The following is a 20,698-nucleotide window of genomic DNA, read 5'->3' as shown; positions in this document are numbered from 1 at the left end:
GTAGCAATATGTACGAATTCCGGCAGATGAATTGTTAAAGTATTCATCTGCCGGAATCCACTATCACTTATAAAAAATATCAATCATGTATCATCTTCTCTTCCGCCTGTTTAGCTTTGCCATTCCTGCTTTCGGCAAAACTCTTGGCGGCGGCGATGAAGCTGACAAATATAGGCGCCGGGCTTTCTACGGTACTTTTCAGTTCCGGGTGGAACTGGCCGCCTATAAAGAAGGGATGGCCCGGCAATTCGATCATTTCCACGAGGCCGGTTTCCGGGTTTTTACCGGAGGCAACAAGGCCGCCCTCTTCTAACTGGTCCAGGAAGTCGTTATTGAACTCGTAGCGGTGACGGTGGCGTTCGTTGATAGAGGCCTGGTTATGGTAGATCTCAGCAGCTTGCGAGCCGGGTTTCAGTTCGCAGGCATAGGAGCCTAAACGCATGGTACCGCCCATTTTAGTGATCTTCTTTTGTTCTTCCATCAGGTTGATCACCGGGTAAGGTGTTTCCGGGTTCATTTCTGTGGAGTGTGCGTCGCGGAGGCCGAGTACGTTGCGGGAATATTCCACAACGGCCATTTGCATACCTAAACAGATACCAAAGAAAGGCAGGTGGTTTTCGCGGGCATACTGTATAGCGGTGATCTTTCCTTCTATTCCCCTGTGCCCGAAACCGGGAGCTACGAGCAAACCATCCAGATTTTTCAGTTTCTCACTTACATTTTCCGGCGTAATATGCTCAGAGTGAATATTTTGTACGATCACTTTGCATTCATTCACGGCACCTGCATGAACAAATGATTCCAGGATGGATTTGTAGGCATCCTGCAATTCCACGTATTTACCGATCAAACCAATGGTCACTTTGGTTTTAGGATATTTCAGCTTATCCAGGAACTCGCGCCATTTGATCAGCTCGGGTTCTTTTTCTACGGGGAGGTTCAGCTTTTTCAGGCAGATCACATCCAGTTTCTCGCGCATCATTTCCAGGGGCACTTCGTAGATGGTTCCCACGTCCTGTGCTTCTATCACCGCATCTACCTGCACATTACAGAACAGGGCGATCTTTTTCTTCAGTTCACGATATAAAGGTTCTTCGGTACGGCACACGATGATATCCGGGTGCACGCCGTTTTCGCTTAATAATCTTACAGAGTGTTGTGTGGGTTTTGTTTTCAGCTCTTTCGCCGCACGCAGGTACGGAATGAGGGTGAGGTGCACTACAAGGCAATCTTCTTCCCCCAGTTCCCATTGCAACTGACGAACGGCTTCTATATAAGGGAGGGATTCAATGTCCCCCACGGTACCACCGAGTTCGGTGATCACGATATCGAATTTATTATCCTTGCCCAGGAGGAGGATGCGGCGTTTGATCTCATCCGTGATGTGCGGGATCACCTGCACGGTTTTACCCAGGTAGGCCCCTTCTCTTTCTTTGTTGATCACGGTTTGATAGATACGGCCGGTGGTCACGTTATTGGCCTGGGAAGTAGGTGTATTGAGGAAACGCTCGTAGTGGCCCAGATCGAGATCGGTTTCGGCGCCATCTTCGGTTACGTAACATTCCCCGTGTTCGTAGGGGTTGAGTGTACCGGGATCCACATTGATATACGGATCAAATTTCTGAATTGTCACTTTAAAGCCGCGTGCCTGCAATAGTTTTGCCAGGGATGCTGCGATAATTCCTTTACCCAATGAGGAAGTAACACCTCCCGTAACGAAGATATATTTTGCCATAAAAAACTAAGTTCCCGAAATTTTTACTTGACCAAAGAGGAAGTGATGCCGGACTGTTTGGTGTATCCTGTCAAGTAATTTACTTCCGTAAGGTCATGCAAAGTTACACAAATTTGCCTCGCACCCAAGCCAATTTTTCGCAGAGGCCCTTCAATATCAATTCAAATCCTTTACTGGCAAGCGTTTCAAAAAACTTCACCGAAGTGTAACTTTATTTGTTCACGGGAATTATCGCAGCATTCCCGTAATTTGCGACCTGAAATACATTCGATATGACCTTGACGCCCAAGAAGGCACATGACTCCCTGATCAATATGACTGAGCTGGTGCTTCCGAACGACACCAATACTTTTGCCAACCTGATGGGGGGCCGTTTAATGTACTGGATGGACATTGCTGCCGCCCTCGCCTGCATGAAACACTGTGCTGCCCCTGTTGTTACTGCTTCTGTAGATAATATCTCCTTCGAAAACCCCATTAAACTGGGGAATGTGGTACATATTGAAGCCCAGGTTACCCGTGCTTTCACTACTTCCATGGAAGTACATATGAAAGTATGGGGCGAAGATCCTGTGCAGCAGTACCGGTATAAATCCAACGAGGCCTTTATGACCTTTGTGGCCCTGGACCCTAATGGCAAGGCCCGCCACGTACCTCCTATCATCCCGGAATCTGAAGATGAAGTGAAACTGTTTGAAGGAGCGCTCCGCCGCAGACAGCTAAGGCTGATCCTCGGCGGGAAGATGAAACCTGCGGATGCGGGAGAACTGAAGGCCTTGTTTTATGAGCAATAAGCTTACTTTAATGTAATTAATACACAAAGGGCTGTTCTTTTTACGGAACAGCCCTTCTTTATGTAATAGAGTACCCTCTGTCTGGAAATGAAAAGACCGCCCCTGGTTATACCCGGGACGGTCCTTTTTATGATTTAAGCCCGGTATCAATGATCCCTGCTCACCAGTACGCTGGTCAATTCATTCAATTTCTTCACTTTATCATTAAAATCACCTTTCAGCCTGTCCCTCAGGATCTGCAAATGTTGTAAAACAGATTCCAGGGTATCGGGGATGGCATCGTTCAGTACCTCTTTTAATCTTTTTGCGATGGTGGGGGATTTCCCGTTTGTGGAAATGGCGATCTTCAGGTTTCCTTTCTGTACAATGGAACCCAGGTAGAAATCGCACAGGCCGGGGGTATCTGCTACATTGATCAGTACTTTGCTGGCCTTTGCTTTTTCCCAGATGCATGCATTTAATTCCCTGTCTGCCGTGGCGGCTATTACCAGGTCTTTTCCGAACAGGTCCCCACAGGAGAACGCTTTTTGGATGAGCGTTACATTAGGAAACCCGGCCGTGAGGCTTTCCAGTTCAGGTGCAAACCAGGTAGCTACTACGGTTACTCTCGCTGCGGGGCAGTTCTGTAAGATGGCATTCACTTTTTCCGTACCCACATTTCCACCTCCCACTACCAGTACCTGTAACTGATCCAGCTTAAAGAAAACAGGAAATAAATGATTCTCTTCCATAAGATCACATTTTATGCGATTTGCTTGTAATTCTCCGCGAGTTTTGCCTGCAGGTCCTGAAACGCTTCATGGAACCTTACCACTTCCCCTATCACAATGATGGCGGGATTTTTCAGTCCCTGCTCTCTTGCAAATGTACCCAGATCAGCCACATTTCCTACGCCCATTTTCTGGGTAGGCAGTGTTCCGTTCTGAATAATGGCGGCAGGCGTCTGGCCTTTACCCTGTTGGGTATAAATTGCAGCAATTTCATCCAGTTTACTCATGCCCATCAGGATCACTACCGTGGTATTTGCCTGGATAGCAAATTCCAGGTCACGGGAAAGTTTTCCATCCTGGGTGGTACCCGTGATCACCCAAAACCCTTCACTCACGTTACGTGCGGTTACAGGAATTTTATTAACGCCCGGTACGGAAATAGCACTGCTGATGCCGGGGATCACTTCTGTTTCTATACCATACTGTTGTGCAGAAGCCAGTTCTTCCTGACCACGGCCAAATACAAAAGAATCGCCGCCTTTCAGACGAACTACACTCCCATAGGTCAATGCATATTTAACGATCATGCGGTTGATCTCAGCCTGTGTGTACACATGCATACCTGCGCGTTTGCCTACAAAACGTTTCAGGCAGTTCTGTGGTGCATTGTCCAGCAATTCATTGTTGGATAAAGCATCATAGAGGATCACCCGGGCATTTTGAATAGCCTTCAATCCTTTTACGGTGATCAGTTCGGGGTCTCCGGGTCCCGCGCCTACCAGTGTCACTTTCGGTTGTATTGTTTGCATGATCGGTTGGTTTATTAAGCGTTTGCACTCGCCGCCTGCTTTTCAAGACGGTATTCCTGCGCTCTGTCATAAAATGCCTTTGCCTGTTGATAGTATTGTTTGGCAAAGCTTTCCGTTGGTTCGTGCTGGTTGATCTGCAGCACCATTGTTTTGAAGCTGTCTATTTTGAAGCGGCCTGTTTCTACAAAGTGTTTGTCGAAATCAGCGATGATGCCGTGCTGTGTGTTACAGTTCACGTTTTCATCCAGCAACATGGTCTTAGCGGTTTGGATCATACATGCATATGAATGATAGATACCGTCTGCCCATGAATTGTTGGCAAAAGATTGTGCTGCCCATTCCAGTTTCTCTTCCGCTTCAAATAATAATGTAGCGATGAGATCGATCATTACACCGGCACATTCTCCCACACCGATGGCAGTGCTGAAAGTTTCTGCCTGGCCCCAGTCGATGAAATCACTGTCTCCCAATACACTCAGGTCTGCCAGTGGTTTCAGCAGTTCGTAGAAGTACTTCTCTCCTTTACGATCGTAGTAATCATTGAACAGTTCTTTTTTCTCACCATTGGTTTCATAATCGTGCAGCAGTGTGCGCAGTACATCAGGACCTTTACGGCTGGGCACTTTCAGTACTTTGTCAGAAACACGGCCTACACCATCCCCAACAAGACCACCACCCAGCAATACCTGCAGGGCTGGTAATACTTTTCCACCGCTCTTCATGGAAGAACCATGAAAACCGATATGTGCCATACCGTGCTGGCCGCAGGAGTTCATACAGCCGCTGATCTTTATTTTGATGTCGTTATTATAAATGAGGTCCGGGAATTCGTTGTGGATCACTTCTTCCAATGCAGCAGCGATACCGGTGCTGCTGGAAATACCCAGGTTACAGGTATCTGTACCAGGGCAGGCAGTGATGTCTGCAATACTATCGAAACCCGCTGCCTGGAAACCTACTTCTTCCAGTAAACTGAAAACATAAGGCAGGTGCTCAGGGAGTACGTATTTCAGCAATAAGCCCTGGTTAACGGTTACGCGTACATCATCTGCAACAACAGGCGCCAGTTTTTCCAGCAGGGTGCGGGAGTTTACGGAGCTGATATTGCCTAATGGCACACGTACATAAGCACCATAATAACCTTTCTGCTTTTGCTCGAAAGTATTTGTTTTCTTCCAGGCTTCGTATTGCTTAGGATCTTTGATCGTATAAGAAGGCAATGCAGGATTAGCAGCAGGCAGCGCAGGTTCTTTCCATGCAGCGTGATCTACCGGCACTGATTTCAGTTTAACTGCTTTGTATTCTTCTTTCACGAGGCGCTCGAATTCTTCCATACCGATCTTGGCGATGAGGAATTTCATCCGGGCTTTATGCCTGCTGGTCCTTTCACCATAACGGTCGAATACACGCAGGATACTTTCTGTATAAGGGATCAGCTGATCCGCTTCCAGGAATTCAAAAGCAGTTTTAGCAAGATAAGGTTGTGCACCTAATCCACCACCCACCATTACTTTGAAACCGCGTACCTCTTTACCGTCTACGATGCGGACCTTGGGGATCACACCGAGGTCGTGCATGAAAGAGAAGGCAGTATCCCTGTCGCTGGAAGAGTAAGAGATCTTAAACTTACGGCCCATATCCTGGCAAACAGGGTTACGGAGGAAATAACGGAAGGCCGCATCCGCATAAGGCGTGATGTCAAATGGTTCTTCCGGATCTATCCCTGCTTTATCAGAAGCCGTAATATTCCTCACGGTGTTACCACAGGCTTCGCGTAAAGTGATATCGTCTATTTCGAGTTTCGCCCAGAGTTCAGGCGTTTTGTCCAGGGAAACAAAGTGGATCTGTATATCCTGACGGGTGGTCAGGTGAAGGTTCCCGGTGGAATATTCATCCGAGATATCAGCAATACGTTTCCATTGCTGTAAAGTCATTTTACCATAGGGAAGTTTGATGCGCACCATTTGCACACCTTGCTGGCGTTGTCCGTAAACGCCCCGGGCTAAACGCAGACTGCGAAATTTCTCGTCAGACATCTTTCCTTCTCTAAACAGCCTGATCTTTTGCTCCAGTTCGATGATGTCCTTTTCTACAATCGGATTTTCCAGTTCAGTTCTGAAACTTTGCATGATAATTGAATTGCTCGTGATAAAATGTATTCATATAACGTGCGGCAGATGCCTAAAAAAACAAAACCTCCGTTGGCATATCGGAGGCTTAAACTTGTATGATTCTGAAAACAGATACTTCATATGTATAAACCTCACTAGTCCGTTGAGCTAGCCCAACAGCACATGCACATATTCAATCCCATTGATACTTGATTACCCATATTCCTATAGATTTTGTAGAGTAATACAAAGATATAGCCCCCGGGACGAACGGCAAAACTTTTTTTAATAAAAAAGGGGGGTATAAATTAGAAATTTTCGAAAGGTGGGGCTAAGCGAGGTATTGGGGGCTTCTGCATGCGGTAGTTTCGCGTTACCTTTGCGGCGGCGAAAAACGACTATATGATCAATACGGTGATTTTTGATATGGATGGCCTGCTGATTGACTCGGAACCTCTGTGGGGCCTGGCCATGCGGGAGGTGTTTTCAACAGTAGGGGTTGAGCTTTCTGCTGAGCTGGCCAGCCACACTACTGGCCTGAGAACCAAGGAAGTAGTGAGCTACTGGCACAATTATTTTAAGTGGGATGCCAAAAGTGCCGAGCAGGTAACGGATGAGATCATCGAAGGTGTTACGGCCAGGATCCTCCGGGAGGGCCGGGCTATGGAAGGGCTCCATTATATTCTGGACTTCTTTGCACAGCGGGATTTCAAAATGGGACTGGCCTCCTCCTCTCCCATGCGATTGATCCAGTCCGTTTTGGACCATTTGCAGATCGGACCTTCCCTGCATGCGGTGGTTTCTGCGGAATTTGAGCCTTACGGCAAACCCCATCCGGCAGTTTATCTTTCCTGCGCGGAGAAATTGAACAGTTCCCCGCTGGAATGTGTGGCTTTTGAGGATTCTGTGACGGGCATGATTGCCGCCAAGGCTGCCAGGATGAAAGTGGTGGTGGTGCCAGAGGTACACAGGCGGGAGGAAAAGAAGTTTGTACTGGCGGACCTGAAGCTGGATTCTTTACTGGAGTTTGATGAGCGGAAGCTGGAACTGCTGTAATATGAAATAGAAAGCGGCATGAGCGCTAAGTCCCATGCCGCCCTTATATATCGAGGATGACTGGTTAATTATTCCACCAGACTTTCGCGTCAATGTTATCCCCCGTTAATTGCCCCACTGCCTCCCTGTAATTTTCCAGGTTTACGGCCTGCTCCTTCTGCGGATAATAGATCCGTTTGGGAATACCTGTTCCTGCCAGCGGGGTGAATTTCTTTTCTTCCTCAGGGGCCGGGGCGGTTGGCCAAACAACATCTCCCTTCTTTATAAGGAATGTAGGGAAACCGGTGCGGCGGATCTCTGCCCAGGCTTCATTTCCCTGCATGTATAATGCCAGGTACTTCTGAGACAATACCGTTTCCTGGGTAGCGGCGGGTAATAATGCTACATATGCATCTGCCGAAGGTTTATCTACCCCCCATTTTTCCAGGGAGGCCCTTACACCGTTGATATAATCTGCCTGGCTCCAATTGTTATATTCTGCCAGCAGGAAGCTCACTTCGGCGTACTCTATCAACACTTCACTATAATCTGCTGCATTCACCACGGTACCGGGCAAACTGATATCTTCCGCTTTCAGGATAGAGGCCAGGCTTGGCAGCAAACCATAAGGCTGCCCGATATACAGCCCATCTTTATTAGGACGGGCATAGATCTTCAACCTTGGATCTGCAGCCGTAAAAGGCCCTACCTGGCCTTTCAGCACATTGATCAGAATATGCGATACGGAAAAATCCCGGCGGTTCTCTGTTACGGTCGCCCTGTAAAGCGGTGCTTCGTTGGGTGCTTTGGCTTCATATTTCAGGGCAGCATTCTCTGTATTGTTACGGATCAGTCCATCTGCAATGGCCTCCTGGATATGCGTTGCTGCCAGTTGCGGCAGTTTTGCCCGAACCCGGATGGCTACACGTAAACGCAGGGAGTTGGCAAAACGTTTCCAAAGATCAGCCTTGCCTTTGTAGATGCCATCGAAATTTCCGAAAGTATTTTCAGTTACGATCAACTGTGCGGCAGCTTCCTTCAGCTCTTTCAGGATATCTGTATAGATCTTTTCCTGGGAAGCATACTTTGGCTTAGCAATATCCGGATTGAGCTTCAATGCCTGAAAATCAGGATCGTTGCTGCCGTAAGAGCTGTAAGGTATATTCCCGAATGCATCTGTAAGCGTGAGGAAGGTGTATGATTTCAGGATGCGCGCAATGGCGATCTGGTTTTCGTTAGGCCCTACTCCCGCTGTTACTTTTGCTTTCGTCAGCGGGTCTGTATTCAGGCGGATCACCTGTTCCAGGTTATTCAATGCTTTGTAGGCATTATCCCAATAAGTATCAGAGTTTGTTCTGGGCAGATCGTACCTGCTCTCATTGGTGTACTGGTTCTGGGAGAAGTATTGCGCAAACAGCATCGCACTTCTGATACTGCCTGCGGAACCGCGTGCATTATCCATCAATTGCTTTTGTGCAGAAGATATAATAGTGGTAGTGGGTACATCAACAGGCCTGTTAGGGTCTGTATTGATCTCCTCCAGCTTCTTATCACTGCAGGAAACCAGGGATACTGCTGCTAACAGTGTGAAGCTATATATTAAAATATGTTTCTTTCTCATGACGATTACTTTTATCAGAATTTCACCTGTACGTTTACACCAAATGTAATGGGCAATGGCAGGTTACCACCTTCCACACCCTGGATGTTCCCTCCGCTGTTAGTGAGTTCCGGATCAATGAATTTGTTTGCCTGGTATATGTTCCAGAGGTTACGGCCGTAACCGGCTACGCGGACCTGGCGAATGGCGGATGTTTTTGCAAAGGGGATGGTATATCCTGCTGTTACTTCGCGCAGTTTTACATAAGTACCATCAAATACGCTTTGTGTTGTAGGGCCATTGGAGAACCCATATGCCCAATCGTATGCAGAGATCTTTGTTGTATTGGTCTTGGTGTTGCTTACGGTATAAGAGCCATCTGGTTTAAATACCACATCGCCGTTCACACCTTCCAGTACCAGGCCATTCTCACGGATGCCATTGGCTGCTGTAGGTGCTAATACACCTGTTTGCATCCCTACTTTATAGGTCTGGGAAAACACCTTTCCTCCTACACGCCCGTCTACCAGGAAGCTGGCATCAAAACGTTTATAAGAGAATTGCTGCTGCACGCCGAACTGCCATTTGGGCAATACACTTCCGATAGAACGCAATTGCTCTGTTCTGGCGTAAGCCCCATTTGCAGTGATCACTTTGTTGCCGGCATTATCGTACACAAAATCATATCCCAGTAACTGGCCATAAGCCTCTCCTTCTCTTGCTACCAGGGTAATAAGTGAACCGGTTGGATCAGTAAGCGGGAAGCTGGTCACACCTTCTGAAAGTTTCACTACTTTATTGGTGTTCTTAGACCAGTTAAAACTCACATCCCAATTGAAATCTGTTGTTCTTACCGGCGCTACGTTCAGCGTTACTTCCACACCACGGTTATTGATCTTTCCTGCGTTGATGAATTTGGATTCATAACCCAATGCAGTGGAAACGGGTATATTGATGATCTGGTTCTTACTATCGTTATTATAGAAAGTAACGTCCAGCCCTACACGGTTGTTGAAAGCCCTTACATTCAGGCCTGTTTCCCAGGAGCTGGTGATCTCCGGTTTCAGGTCTTTATTCGCTAACACGGCCGGTAATTTGTACCCGGGGTTACCGTTGAAAGGTTGCTGGGCTTCATAAGCCTGCTGCAATTGGTAAGGATCTGTATCGTTACCTACCTGTGCCCAGCCCAGGCGAACTTTCAGGAAGTTCAGCCAGGAGATATCTTTCAGCCCTTCCAGTTCGCTGATGATGAAACTGGAAGATACGGATGGATAAGCAAAGGAGTTCTTATCACGTGGCAGGGTACTGCTCCAGTCGTTGCGGATGGTCCCATCCAGGAAGAGTAAGTTCTTATAACCTAAGGATACACTTCCAAATAAGGAGTAGATGCTTTTATGATAGAAGTTGGATTCATTCAATACGCTGGTGGCATTCTTCAGGTTGTAATACAATGGAATGATCAAACCACCCTGTGTGGCTGCATTGGAAATGCGGCGTTTCTGGTCCATGATATTACCACCGGCATAAGCCGTGAGTGATAAAGTGTTCCAGCGTTTGTTGGCAGTGGCCAGGAATTCATAGTTGAACTCATTGAATGAATTGGCGTACTCCGTGTAATTACTCTGGCTGCGGGAGAATACGGCAATCCTGTCCTGGTACTGGTAGTTATAAATATCCGCATTCACTTTGGAACTCAGTTGCAGCCAGTTATTCACGTCATAAGCAAGACCGATATTTCCATAGAAGCGATCGCGGTTCTCTTCCAGGTAACTTTCGTAGGCAGACCAGTAAGGGTTATCTATGTATTTAGTAGCCCTGCCTGCTGTGGTATTTTCCCAGCTGTTGCGGTTCCAGGAACGGGGTGTTCCATCCGGGCGTTTGTAATCGCTGAGCTTATCATAATCCACCTGCACCTGGCCCCATTGAAATGCTTCCAGCATAATATTACGGTTGGAGGCTCCTGTCCACGGGCGGCCGGTGCTGCTGTTCTTCACATAATTGAAGTTGGCAGTAGCCAGCAAACGGGAGAAACGGGTAGAGCCGGAGAAGTTGATGGTATTCCTTTGCAGGCTTGAATTAGGTATGGTACCTCTTACAGACTTATTCGTATAAGAAAGGCGGAAGGTTTGATCTTCACCACCGCCGCTAACAGAAATGTTGTTAGTAGAAGAAATACCTGTGCGGAAGAAATCAGTAACATCCTTTTTAGGATATACCCATGGAGTTGCTTTCAGGTAGTCACTGGTATATTCAGGGTCCAGGTTATACCAGTTCAATACTGGCGTACCATCCAGTTTAGGGCCCCAGCTTTCATCCATACCGTAATCAACGATCTTGTAGGTTTGCCCGTTGATCACTGCTTCCTGGAAGGTATTGCTTTTACCGCCGCCGTATAATTTCTGGCGTTCGGGCAGGCGGTTGATCCTTTCCAGTTCAATACCTGAATTAATGGTTACATCATATCCTCTGCCGGTGCGGCCTTTTTTAGTAGTGATGAGGATAACGCCATTTGCAGCGCGTGATCCGTACAAGGCTGCGGCAGACGGGCCTTTCAGCACACTCACATTTTCAATATCATCCGGGTTCAGGTCTTGTATCATATTCCCCACATCTTTACCGGCGGAACCATTGGTGGTGCTTTTGGTGTTGAGATCAGCATTGTCAATTGTAACACCATCTATTACAAAGAGTGGCTGGTTATTACCAGAGATGGAATTAATCCCTCTTAATAATACCCTGCTGGAACCGCCCATATTACCACCAGAGGTGATCACCTGCAAACCGGCAACTTTGCCGGAAAGTGCGCTCAATGCGTTGGTAGGGCGGGTTTGCAGCTCTGCGCTTTTCACTTCCTGTACAGCATAACCCAGTGCTTTTTTGCTGCGGGAGATACCCAGGGCAGTTACTACGACTTCCTGCAATTGCTTATCAGCGGCATGCAGTGTGATGTTGATGGTTGACTGGCCGTTGATGAGTATGGACTGTGTTTCCATACCGATCAGGGAGAAGGTGAGCAGTGTGGCAGTATCCGGAGGTTGGAGCGCATATGTGCCGTCTGCGGCGGTTGCAGTGCCGGTTCCGGTACCTTTAATAAATACGGAAACGCCGGGTAGTGGCTGTCCGCCTTCGGTAATTACTTTACCGGTGATTTTCCTGCTTTGTGCATGAAGGGTAATGGTGGTTAGGAGCAAAAGCAGGGTTGCTAGCATATAGTTCTGTCGCATGGCTTAAACCCTATTAATTATATAGACTAAATAGGCTGCGAAGGTAGGCCATGTGTTAAAACTATCCTAATAAAAAAAATCTATGAGGGGATGCAGGAGGGTTATGAGGGGATGCAGGAAGTGGAAATCTTGCCGCACAGCAGAGGGCGGGCTTTCCCGGGGTTCCAGAGTTCCGGAGGAATATGGCGGAGCAAAAAAAATCCTCCCGACATACATCGGGAGGATCTTCTATCTTTTTAAAACAATCAATTATTCACCTTTCTTTTCTTCACCACCTTCTGATTGTTTCAATTTTTCTCTCAGTTCAGCGAGTGCGCCGAGGTCACCCAGGGTAGCTTTTTCCACTTTAGCCTGGAGGTTCTTAACAGACTTGCGGGTTTTTTCCGCTTCAGCACGTTTTTCTTTGTTCACGGCTTCTTTCTCGTCTGATTTAACTTGTTCCCAAACTTTAGTGTGAGAAACCAGGATGCGTTTTTCGTTGCGGTCGAATTCAATGATCATGAATTCTTTCACATCTTCAACAGCAATTGGTTTATCATCTTCCGTACGCAGGTGACGTGCAGGAGCGTAAGCTTCCAGTCCGTATTGCAGTTGTACGGTAGCGCCTTTATCATCTTTCTTCACTACGGTACCTTCATGGATAGAACCAATCGGGAAGATAGTTTCGAAAGTGTTCCATGGATCTTCTTCGATCTGTTTGTGACCGAGGCTCAGTTTGCGGTTGTCCTTATCTATACCGAGGATAACAACTTCGATCTCGCTACCCACTTTCGTGTACTCGCTTGGGTGATTGAAGCGTTTGATCCAGCTCAGGTCGGAGATGTGGATCATACCACCGATACCAGTTTCCAGCTCAACGAATACGCCATAAGGAGTGATGTTCTTCACGATACCTTTGTGACGGCTTTCGAGCGGGAATTTAGTTTCTATAGTAGACCATGGATCTTCTGTGAGTTGTTTGATAGACAGGCTCATTTTACGCTCGTCTTTGCTCAGGGTAACTACCACTGCTTCGTACTCTTCGCCCAGTTTGAAGAACTCTTTGGCGTTGATCGGCGTGGAAGCCCATGAGATCTCGGATACGTGTACCAGGCCTTCTACACCAGGCAGAATTTCCAGGAATGCGCCGTAATCTTCGATATTTACCACTTTGCCTTTCACTTTTGCACCTTCGGTGATAGTTGCAGGCAATGTGTCCCAAGGATGCGGGGTCAGTTGTTTGTAGCCTAAGCTGATACGTTTCTTCTCGTCGTCGAAGTCCAGTACCACCACATTGATCTTTTGATCCATCTGGAGTACTTCGCTTGGGTGAGAGATACGTCCCCAGCTGATGTCTGTGATGTACAGTAAACCATCGAGGCCACCCAGATCGATGAAAGCACCGAAGTCTGTGATGTTCTTGATAGTACCTTCCAATACCTGGCCTTTTTCCAGTTTGGAGATGATATCCACGCGTTGTTGCTCGATATCGCTTTCGATCAGGGCTTTGTGAGATACCACGGCGTTGCGGATGGCTTCGTTCACTTTCACCACCTTGAATTCCATGGTTTTGCCTACAAACTGATCGTAGTCGGTAACCGGTTTAACGTCGATCTGAGAACCTGGCAGGAATGTTTCCATACCGTGAACATCTACGATCAAGCCGCCTTTGGTTTTGCTGGTAACAGTACCAGTAACAACTTCGCCTGTTTTGTAAACCTCAACGATACGTTCCCATGCACGTTGTGCGCGCGCTTGTTTGCGGCTCAGGTGCAGGTTACCGTCCCGGTCTTCTTTTTCTACTACCAATACTTCTACGTCGTCTCCGATCTTCAGGTTCGGCATGTCGCGGAACTCGTTCAGGGAGATCAGACCATCGGATTTGAAGCCGATGTTCAGCACTACGTCGGTTTTAGTTAAACCAACCACGAGACCAGTTAACAGACCATTCTCTTCGATCACTTTGAAAGTGCTCTCGTAGGTTTGATCGTACTTAGCCTTTTCTTCTTTGTTGTAAGAAGATACGTTACGTTTGTCCACGCTCCAGTCGAAATCATCGTGAGCGGTGGCAACAGGTGCATTTTGTGTCGCTGTTCCTGCCGTAGCTTCCTGAGCTGCGGGGGCCTGTTGTTCAGCGTTTTGTTCGTTAGTAATGTTGTTTTCTGTCAATTTTTGTTTCCTCCTTTTAAGTAAAGAATTTTAAGGACGGCAAAGATACGCAGATAATCCCTTTCGGACAATTTTTTTTGGACCAAATAGCCCGTGTATATAAGCGGGTTACATATTAAATATAACGTTATTAATGACAGCTGTTTCCGCCGGGATCAACAATTTTCTTTAATTTTCCATTATGAACGGAACTTCTATCAAAACGGAATTGCGGAACTGGATCAGGCAGGAAAATATGGTTACGTACCTGATCGTAACGAATATCGCTATTTTCTTTCTAATGGGTATTATCAGGCTGGTTGCCCTCGCATCGGACAGTGCCAACCCTGTTTTCGTTTTCCTGTACGACAACCTGGCGCTGCATTCCAGCCCTGACCAATTGCTGGTGAAGCCATGGGGCTTTATTTCCTATATGTTCACCCATTACATGGTACTCCATGTATTGTTTAACCTGATGATATTTTTCTTTTTCGGCAATCTTTTCCGTTCAGACCTGGGTAACCGGCGTGTGCTGCCTTTATACCTGCTCGGAGGGCTTGTTGGCGGTATAGTTTATGTAACGGTTTACAATCTCCTTCCCGGTTACCGGGGAATAGACGGGACCATGGTAGGAGCCTCAGCTGCTGTTATGACCTTTCTCGTAGCCAGCAGTACCCTCATGCCTAATCTTGAAATAGCGCTGTTCGGGGTCTTCAATATCCGGTTAAAATGGCTGGCCATTGCGCTGGTATTGATAGACGTGTTTTCCATGGCAGATGGTAACCTGGGCGGACTGCTCTCTCACCTGGGAGGTGCTGCTTTTGGCTTTGGTTATATCCGGGTATTGCAGAGCGGCACTGACCTTTGCGGGCCATTGATCACGGCCTTTGATAAAATATCAGGGATCTTCTCCCGCCGCGAAGCCAGGGCACCTAAGAAGTTCAAACCTAAAAAATCTCCCCTCCGCGTGGTGAGGAATAATGAGGTGGCTATCGGCACCCGGCTGGATGAATTGCTGGATAAGATCAATGAGAAGGGATATGAAAGCCTCACTTCAGAGGAGAAGAACTGGCTGAAGAAATATAGTGACGAGAAGTAGGCTGGCTGGCAGAAAGGGTGTTAAGCAAATTAGCTTTCAGTAACAGGCACTCTTTTATGCCGAAGGCAATTCCACCCTGATCTCCGTTCCTTCCCCCATACGGCTGTTTACTATGATCTCCCCCTTGTGCATGCGGATAATGTTCTTTGTGAGCGGCAGCCCTATCCCGTAACCTTTAAATGGCTGTGTATTGGATGCACGGAAAAAAGGAGAAAAGATATAAGGCAGGTCCGGTACGGGTATACCAATCCCCAGGTCCCTTACAATAATGATGTTCTTGGAATTGGTAGCAGCTAATGCCAGCGATACCGGCCGGTTGCTGGAATACTTCACGGCATTGCTCACAATATTGCTCAGCGCCAGTTCCAGTAACTGAAAACTACCCAGCACATTCATTTTCTCTTCTTCTTCCGGGAAAAGACTGTAATCAATCTCTACTTTATTATCCGGCGTGATACGGTCTATCACATGTTTTACGGCAAACAGCAATTCGTCTGTACGCACCATGTCCCAGCTTTCTTTTTTACCATCAAAACCTGTTTGTGCCAGGTGTAACAGGCTGCGCGTAATATGTTCCAGGCGTTCTGCTTCCCGCAGCATATTACTGACGGCAGCGCGGTAGCTCAGGCAATCCCTTTCCTTGCTCAATGCCAGCTCTGCTTCCCCGATAATAGCCGTAAGTGGTGTACTCAGTTCATGCGAGGCGTTACTTACAAAGTTATTCTGTGTTTCAAAAGCCATCTCCAAACGATCCAGCATATTATTAAAAGTATCTGCCAGCTCACGGATCTCATCATTTCCGCCGTGTGCTTCCACACGTAAATGCAGGTTACTGGAACTGATATCTTTCACCCGGTCTATAATACGATGTACGGGCATTAAAATATAACGTGAAAAGAACAGCCCTGTTCCTATGATCAGTGCCAGCGCTACTGTAAGGCAGGTAAGCAGGATCCGCCGCAGGTCCGTCATGTATTGCGACATATACTCATTCACTGCGGACACGATCACGATGTAACTATTCTCTCCGCTGGTGTAGAGGATGCCTTCATAGAACCGGTCTCCATTCCGGAACGTTTCCCTTCCTTCCCTGATCACGGCCTGGTAGAATTCCGGTTGAAGGCCAATGTAATGATGCGCCTCTATTTTGTTGCCGGGCAGGATGCGCAGGATATATTCATTTTCTGATGGCAGTTTTTCCAGGTGTTTGTCCCGTATATAATTATATGCCAGCGTATCTGTTCCCACAGGCGGGAAAGCAGCTGTAGCAGTGAGGTATGCCCGTATTTCAAGCCGTTTATAGAAATCTTCAAAAGAATACTGCGTAGCCAGGTAATACACAAAAAAGCACATTACTGAAATAATGGATACCGTCAGTATCGCAAACAGCAGCATGATCTTAGTACGAATTTTCATCGGCAAGGGTTTCTTTTAGCATATAACCATGGCCTACAACGGTTTGTATAAGTTCCGGCCCACTGTCTTTATTTATTTTTTTGCGGAGGTAGTTCACATATACGTCCACTACTTTGGTGCTCATATTGAAATCAATGCCCCATACATGCTCCAGGATCTCTACCCTGGACAATACTTTCCTGGGATTGCGCAGCAGGTATTCCAGCAGGCGGTATTCCGTAGCGGTTAAGGTCATGATCCGTCCTTTGCGGGAGGCCTGTTTGGTATCGGTATCCAGTTCCAGGTCAGCCATTCGCAGCACGTTATTGTTATCTTTGCCGTTGAGGGGTGTTGTACTCCTTCTTCTGAGCAGGGAACGGATACGGGCTTCCAGTTCCTGGAATTTAAAAGGTTTGGTGAGGTAATCATCTGCCCCACTGTCCAGCCCGATCACTACATTTTCCGTAGTACCTAATGCAGTTAACATCAGGATGGGTGTTTGTACCTGGTCAGCCCTTAATTGCCGGCATACTTCTATCCCGTTCTTTCCGGGCAGCATTACATCCATGATGATCAGGCCGAAATTGTTATTCCGCGCCATATCCAGCCCCAGCAAACCATCCGGCGCCACACTTACCTCATATCCTGATTCTGTTAATCCACGGGAGATCACAGATACCACAGCAGGTTCATCTTCTACTAATAAAATCCTCATCTTTCCAAATTTAAACACTGAAGCCCAGAAAACAGTGGGTTTGCACATTCTCTTACCAGATTCTAACCTCTTTGCCAACAGATTTTTATCATTTCGCAACTATCTTCTAATCCTGCATTTACTTCCTTCTAACACCCCCATTTTAGTTTTGTTTTAAAATAAATGCTCATGAAAAACATACTCGTACCCACTGATCTATCCATTCGTTCATTAAACTACCTGCACAACCTGGCAGAGCGGAATGATGAAGTGGTGAGCATCACGCTGATGCATGCATTAAGAATGCCGGACTCCATTCTGGACCTCTGGATGTTCACCAAATCAGGAAGACATCATACGCTTGTTACCGGCGATTTCAGAGAGGCCTGTGAAGTGATGAAGAATAAGTACGCCAAAACGATCCGTGAAATAAAAGTAGAATTCTTCTACGGCAGCACTACTCCTGCGCTGCGGAACTTCCTGAAAGCACATGAGATCCATGAAGTAGCTATGCCACAGTCGTTGGTTTATCAGTGCCCGGGGAGTGAAAGCTATAATCCTGAAAAGCTGTTAAAGAAATGCCGTTTGCCGATCAGGGAACTGATCATACATACACCCAAACAGACTGCTCCTTCCGCCACTTCGATTGCTGAGCTGCTGGTACTGCAAAATTAAGATGATGCCTTACCGGTGAAAATTAAAATGATGAATTATGTTGCTAAAGAAAGGTATTCCGCTAAGATATATTTTTGGTACGATCCGGTATGAGATACTGGCAGTAACGGTTTACACGCTGCTGATCAATATCCTTTATTATCAATACGGATTACGTGAGATTGCTATTCCGCTGGCCATACCGATGGTACTGGGTACAGTATTATCCCTGCTCCTGGCTTTCAGATCTAACCAGGCATATGATCGCTGGTGGGAAGCACGTACGATCTGGGGAGCCATTGTAAATGATTCCCGTTCACTGGTGAGGCAGTTGACATCCATGATCAATAACACAAATGAATCAGAGGAGATCAGGCATTTCCGGGACCAATTCGTAAGGAGACAGATAGCATGGAATTATGCCCTCGGGCAAGCGCTCAGAAAGAAAGATCCACTTAAAGGATTGGACCGGCTGCTCTCCCGGCGGGAACTGAATTTTGTTTCGAAATTCGATAATGTTCCTGCCGGTCTTCTCCAGATGCATAGCCGTGATCTGCGGTATGCCCTGCAGCATGAATGGATCAATAGTTACCAGCAGGTGGAAATGGACAGAACGCTTACCCGGCTTTGTGATGCGATGGGTAAATGTGAGCGGATCAAGAACACGATCTTTCCGGCCACTTACAGCCTGTATACCCATTTTGCCGTGATCTTTTTTATCCTGTTACTTCCCTTTGCCCTTATAGATTCCCTTGGTATTGTAGAAGTGCCGTTGGTGGCAGCTATTTCAGCTTCTTTTCTGCTGATCGAGAAAATGGCCATCAACCTGCAGGACCCGTTTGAAAATAAACCAACTGATACTCCTATGACAAGCATTGCCCGTAAAGTTGAGCGGGACCTTTTGCAGATGCTGGAAGAAACGCAGCTGCCGGAGGTAGAACTTGAACAGCAGCAACCCGCTTACTATGTTTTATAAGGTAAGGTTAAGGATTGAACAGGCCCTCAGGATCTCCCTGGGGGCTTTTTTTTATTCTATAATGTTCCCCAGGTAGGAAATGGGCTGTTTATTCCGCGGTTCCACATAAAGGGTAGCCTCTCCGGTCTTTAACACATTCAGTACCATATAACTTACTCCGGCGAGTTCCGGCGGCGGAAGGTTTGCTTATCCAGCCTTTGTTTTATGGCTGCGGCAAGGAGCGCATCCTGGGCATTTGAAGAGGTTACCGTAAAGAACAAGGCAGCGCTTAAGCATAATATGGACCTGGTGATGTTCACGGGCGGGGATTTAAGCGATACGAATTTACCGAATTATGGGCAATCAGATTCTTGTTATCTTTGTACGGCACAAGACAATGTACAGACGAACCACATGAAGACATTTAACGTTCCTATTATATACCGCAGCCCACTGATCTCTGCTATTAAACAGCAGCGGAAACAGCAGGACCGCATGAAGAAAGACTTCACCCCTACCCTGCTGGATTTTGGGCCTGTACGGATACAACTTGCCCGGCATTTCGGGTTTTGTTACGGGGTGGAAAATGCAATTGAGATCGCTTTTAAAACGGTGGATGAAAATGAGGGGAAAAGGATCTTCCTGCTGAGCGAAATGATCCATAACCCGCAGGTGAACAACGACCTGCTTTCCCGTGGCGTGAAGTTCCTGATGGATACTTCCGGCCGGCAGCTGATCCCCTGGGACGAATTGAGTGCAGACGATATTGTGATCATTCCTGCTTTTGGCACCACCCTGGAAATTGAAGGCAGGTTGCAGGACATGGGGATCACCCCGCTTCAATATAATACCACCTGCCCTTTTGTTGAACGTGTATGGAATAAAGCTGAACAGATTGCGGCCAAAGAATATACCGTGATCGTACATGGCAAACCCAAACATGAAGAAACCCGGGCTACTTTTTCCCATAGCAGGCACCATACCCCTACAGTTGTTGTAAAGGATATGGAAGAAACCCACAGGCTGGCAGCCTACATCCTGGGCACACAGCCTGCGGAGCAATTCTACGAAGAATTCAAAGGACAATATTCTGAAGGGTTCGATGTTACCAAACACCTCCAGCGTGTTGGTGTAGTGAACCAGACTACCATGCTGGCATCGGAAACACAGGCTATTGCAGACTATATCAAACAGACCATCCAGGAGAAATACCAGCTGGCAGATAACCAGGTGGCTGAAAGGTTTGCGGACACAAGGGATACTTTATGTTATGCCACAAACGACAACCAGACTGCTGTTACAGGGATGCTGGAAGAGGAAGCCGACCTGGCCATTGTGGTGGGCGGGTATAACAGTTCCAACACTTCCCACCTGGTAGAGCTCTGCGAGGAGAAACTCCCTACCTATTTTGTTTCCTCAGAAGAAAAGCTCCTTTCCCGCGATGAGGTATTACACTGGGATTTCCATCATCACCAGGAGCTGCACAGCACCCAATTCCTTCCGCAAAAGGAAACGCCGGCTACCATTCTCCTTACCAGTGGCGCATCCTGCCCGGATGCCATTGTAGAGGGAGTGATCCGGAAACTACTTTCTTTTTACGGACTGGAACATAAAGTGAATGAAGCGATAGAAACTTTCGGATAACAAAAAAGACACCAGAAGGGTGTCTTTTTCCTTTGGGGCTAATCAAACGCTAGTAATGCAGAGAAAATTCTTGTAACAAACAATTGATGACCTTGAACGTGCAACAAAAGTA

16 protein-coding genes are annotated in these 20,698 nt (G+C 47.1%); 6 read left to right on the top strand and 10 right to left on the bottom strand.

The window, feature by feature from the left end:
- Nucleotides 1–79: 79 nt before the first annotated feature.
- A complete protein-coding gene (locus BUR42_RS27765) occupies nt 80–1,735 on the bottom strand; it encodes a CTP synthase (RefSeq protein ID WP_074242788.1) in 1,656 nt (551 codons plus the stop codon).
- 272 nt (nt 1,736–2,007) lie between these two features.
- On the opposite strand from BUR42_RS27765, the gene BUR42_RS27760 reads away from it, so the two are divergent.
- Nucleotides 2,008–2,529 (top strand): acyl-CoA thioesterase, encoded by a 522-nt coding sequence (locus BUR42_RS27760; RefSeq protein WP_074242787.1) that lies wholly within the window; start codon nt 2,008–2,010, stop codon nt 2,527–2,529.
- A 146-nt stretch (nt 2,530–2,675) separates the two neighbouring features.
- On the opposite strand, the gene BUR42_RS27755 is transcribed toward BUR42_RS27760, so the two are convergent.
- Genes BUR42_RS27755 through BUR42_RS27745 form a run of 3 tightly spaced genes read right to left on the bottom strand, consistent with a single transcriptional unit; the run spans nt 2,676 to nt 6,177 of the window.
- The gene (locus BUR42_RS27755; RefSeq protein WP_074242786.1) at nt 2,676–3,260 is read right to left on the bottom strand and encodes a precorrin-2 dehydrogenase/sirohydrochlorin ferrochelatase family protein; all 585 of its coding nucleotides are present in this window, start codon (nt 3,258–3,260) and stop codon (nt 2,676–2,678) included.
- 11 nt (nt 3,261–3,271) lie between these two features.
- The gene (cobA, locus tag BUR42_RS27750) at nt 3,272–4,048 is read right to left on the bottom strand and encodes a uroporphyrinogen-III C-methyltransferase (protein WP_074242785.1); all 777 of its coding nucleotides are present in this window, start codon (nt 4,046–4,048) and stop codon (nt 3,272–3,274) included.
- A gap of 14 nt (nt 4,049–4,062) precedes the next feature.
- Nucleotides 4,063–6,177 carry a HEPN domain-containing protein gene (locus BUR42_RS27745; protein WP_074242784.1) on the bottom strand — a complete coding sequence of 705 codons (2,115 nt, stop codon included), beginning with the start codon at nt 6,175–6,177 and terminating at the stop codon, nt 4,063–4,065.
- A 384-nt stretch (nt 6,178–6,561) separates the two neighbouring features.
- On the opposite strand from BUR42_RS27745, the gene hxpB reads away from it, so the two are divergent.
- A complete protein-coding gene (gene hxpB / locus BUR42_RS27740) occupies nt 6,562–7,215 on the top strand; it encodes a hexitol phosphatase HxpB (protein WP_074242783.1) in 654 nt (217 codons plus the stop codon).
- Nucleotides 7,216–7,279: 64 nt separating this feature from the next.
- On the opposite strand, the gene BUR42_RS27735 is transcribed toward hxpB, so the two are convergent.
- The 3 genes from BUR42_RS27735 to rpsA form a co-directional block, all read right to left on the bottom strand.
- Nucleotides 7,280–8,815 carry a SusD/RagB family nutrient-binding outer membrane lipoprotein gene (locus BUR42_RS27735; RefSeq protein ID WP_074242782.1) on the bottom strand — a complete coding sequence of 512 codons (1,536 nt, stop codon included), beginning with the start codon at nt 8,813–8,815 and terminating at the stop codon, nt 7,280–7,282.
- A 14-nt stretch (nt 8,816–8,829) separates the two neighbouring features.
- Nucleotides 8,830–12,018 carry a SusC/RagA family TonB-linked outer membrane protein gene (locus tag BUR42_RS27730; protein ID WP_084185863.1) on the bottom strand — a complete coding sequence of 1,063 codons (3,189 nt, stop codon included), beginning with the start codon at nt 12,016–12,018 and terminating at the stop codon, nt 8,830–8,832.
- Between the two features lie 249 nt (nt 12,019–12,267).
- Nucleotides 12,268–14,166 (bottom strand): 30S ribosomal protein S1, encoded by a 1,899-nt coding sequence (gene rpsA / locus BUR42_RS27725; protein ID WP_074242780.1) that lies wholly within the window; start codon nt 14,164–14,166, stop codon nt 12,268–12,270.
- 181 nt (nt 14,167–14,347) lie between these two features.
- On the opposite strand from rpsA, the gene BUR42_RS27720 reads away from it, so the two are divergent.
- Nucleotides 14,348–15,244 carry a rhomboid family intramembrane serine protease gene (locus BUR42_RS27720; protein ID WP_074242779.1) on the top strand — a complete coding sequence of 299 codons (897 nt, stop codon included), beginning with the start codon at nt 14,348–14,350 and terminating at the stop codon, nt 15,242–15,244.
- Nucleotides 15,245–15,298: 54 nt separating this feature from the next.
- Here BUR42_RS27720 and BUR42_RS27715 read toward each other — a convergent pair whose 3' ends face one another.
- Nucleotides 15,299–16,660 carry a sensor histidine kinase gene (locus BUR42_RS27715; protein ID WP_074242778.1) on the bottom strand — a complete coding sequence of 454 codons (1,362 nt, stop codon included), beginning with the start codon at nt 16,658–16,660 and terminating at the stop codon, nt 15,299–15,301.
- The gene (locus tag BUR42_RS27710; protein WP_074243261.1) at nt 16,644–17,354 is read right to left on the bottom strand and encodes a response regulator transcription factor; all 711 of its coding nucleotides are present in this window, start codon (nt 17,352–17,354) and stop codon (nt 16,644–16,646) included. Before BUR42_RS27710 ends, BUR42_RS27715 begins: the two co-directional genes overlap by 17 nt.
- Before the next feature lie 168 nt (nt 17,355–17,522).
- On the opposite strand from BUR42_RS27710, the gene BUR42_RS27705 reads away from it, so the two are divergent.
- Together BUR42_RS27705 and BUR42_RS27700 are read left to right on the top strand one after the other, a co-directional pair.
- The gene (locus tag BUR42_RS27705; RefSeq protein ID WP_143197616.1) at nt 17,523–18,008 is read left to right on the top strand and encodes a hypothetical protein; all 486 of its coding nucleotides are present in this window, start codon (nt 17,523–17,525) and stop codon (nt 18,006–18,008) included.
- A 37-nt stretch (nt 18,009–18,045) separates the two neighbouring features.
- Nucleotides 18,046–18,963, top strand: a complete 918-nt coding sequence (locus BUR42_RS27700; RefSeq protein WP_074242776.1) for a bestrophin family protein — start codon at nt 18,046–18,048, stop codon at nt 18,961–18,963.
- A 152-nt stretch (nt 18,964–19,115) separates the two neighbouring features.
- On the opposite strand, the gene BUR42_RS29835 is transcribed toward BUR42_RS27700, so the two are convergent.
- Nucleotides 19,116–19,262, bottom strand: coding sequence for a hypothetical protein (locus BUR42_RS29835; protein WP_159442359.1), 147 nt, complete (start codon nt 19,260–19,262; stop codon nt 19,116–19,118).
- Between the two features lie 94 nt (nt 19,263–19,356).
- Between BUR42_RS29835 and BUR42_RS27695 the strand changes: the two genes are divergently transcribed.
- Nucleotides 19,357–20,586: a 4-hydroxy-3-methylbut-2-enyl diphosphate reductase gene (locus BUR42_RS27695; protein WP_074243260.1), complete on the top strand. Its 1,230-nt coding sequence runs from the start codon at nt 19,357–19,359 to the stop codon at nt 20,584–20,586.
- The last annotated feature ends 112 nt before the right edge of the window (nt 20,587–20,698 follow it).

It is taken from the genome of Chitinophaga niabensis, assembly GCF_900129465.1.
Taxonomy (GTDB): Bacteria; Bacteroidota; Bacteroidia; order Chitinophagales; family Chitinophagaceae; genus Chitinophaga; species Chitinophaga niabensis.
The sequence above is the reverse complement of the archived record's forward strand: the minus strand, read 5'-3'. Positions and strand labels throughout refer to the sequence as shown.

Bases quoted from the DNA above. Each gene is read 5' to 3' on its own strand.
- BUR42_RS27765 (WP_074242788.1), bottom strand. From the start codon at position 1,735: ATGGCAAAATATATCTTCGTTACGGGAGGTGTTACTTCCTCATTGGGT.
- BUR42_RS27760 (WP_074242787.1), top strand. From the start codon at position 2,008: ATGACCTTGACGCCCAAGAAGGCACATGACTCCCTGATCAATATGACT.
- BUR42_RS27755 (WP_074242786.1), bottom strand. From the start codon at position 3,260: ATGGAAGAGAATCATTTATTTCCTGTTTTCTTTAAGCTGGATCAGTTA.
- cobA (WP_074242785.1), bottom strand. From the start codon at position 4,048: ATGCAAACAATACAACCGAAAGTGACACTGGTAGGCGCGGGACCCGGA.
- BUR42_RS27745 (WP_074242784.1), bottom strand. From the start codon at position 6,177: ATGCAAAGTTTCAGAACTGAACTGGAAAATCCGATTGTAGAAAAGGAC.
- hxpB (WP_074242783.1), top strand. From the start codon at position 6,562: ATGATCAATACGGTGATTTTTGATATGGATGGCCTGCTGATTGACTCG.
- BUR42_RS27735 (WP_074242782.1), bottom strand. From the start codon at position 8,815: ATGAGAAAGAAACATATTTTAATATATAGCTTCACACTGTTAGCAGCA.
- BUR42_RS27730 (WP_084185863.1), bottom strand. From the start codon at position 12,018: ATGCGACAGAACTATATGCTAGCAACCCTGCTTTTGCTCCTAACCACC.
- BUR42_RS27720 (WP_074242779.1), top strand. From the start codon at position 14,348: ATGAACGGAACTTCTATCAAAACGGAATTGCGGAACTGGATCAGGCAG.
- BUR42_RS27715 (WP_074242778.1), bottom strand. From the start codon at position 16,660: ATGAAAATTCGTACTAAGATCATGCTGCTGTTTGCGATACTGACGGTA.
- BUR42_RS27710 (WP_074243261.1), bottom strand. From the start codon at position 17,354: ATGAGGATTTTATTAGTAGAAGATGAACCTGCTGTGGTATCTGTGATC.
- BUR42_RS27705 (WP_143197616.1), top strand. From the start codon at position 17,523: ATGAAAAACATACTCGTACCCACTGATCTATCCATTCGTTCATTAAAC.
- BUR42_RS27700 (WP_074242776.1), top strand. From the start codon at position 18,046: ATGTTGCTAAAGAAAGGTATTCCGCTAAGATATATTTTTGGTACGATC.
- BUR42_RS27695 (WP_074243260.1), top strand. From the start codon at position 19,357: ATGAAGACATTTAACGTTCCTATTATATACCGCAGCCCACTGATCTCT.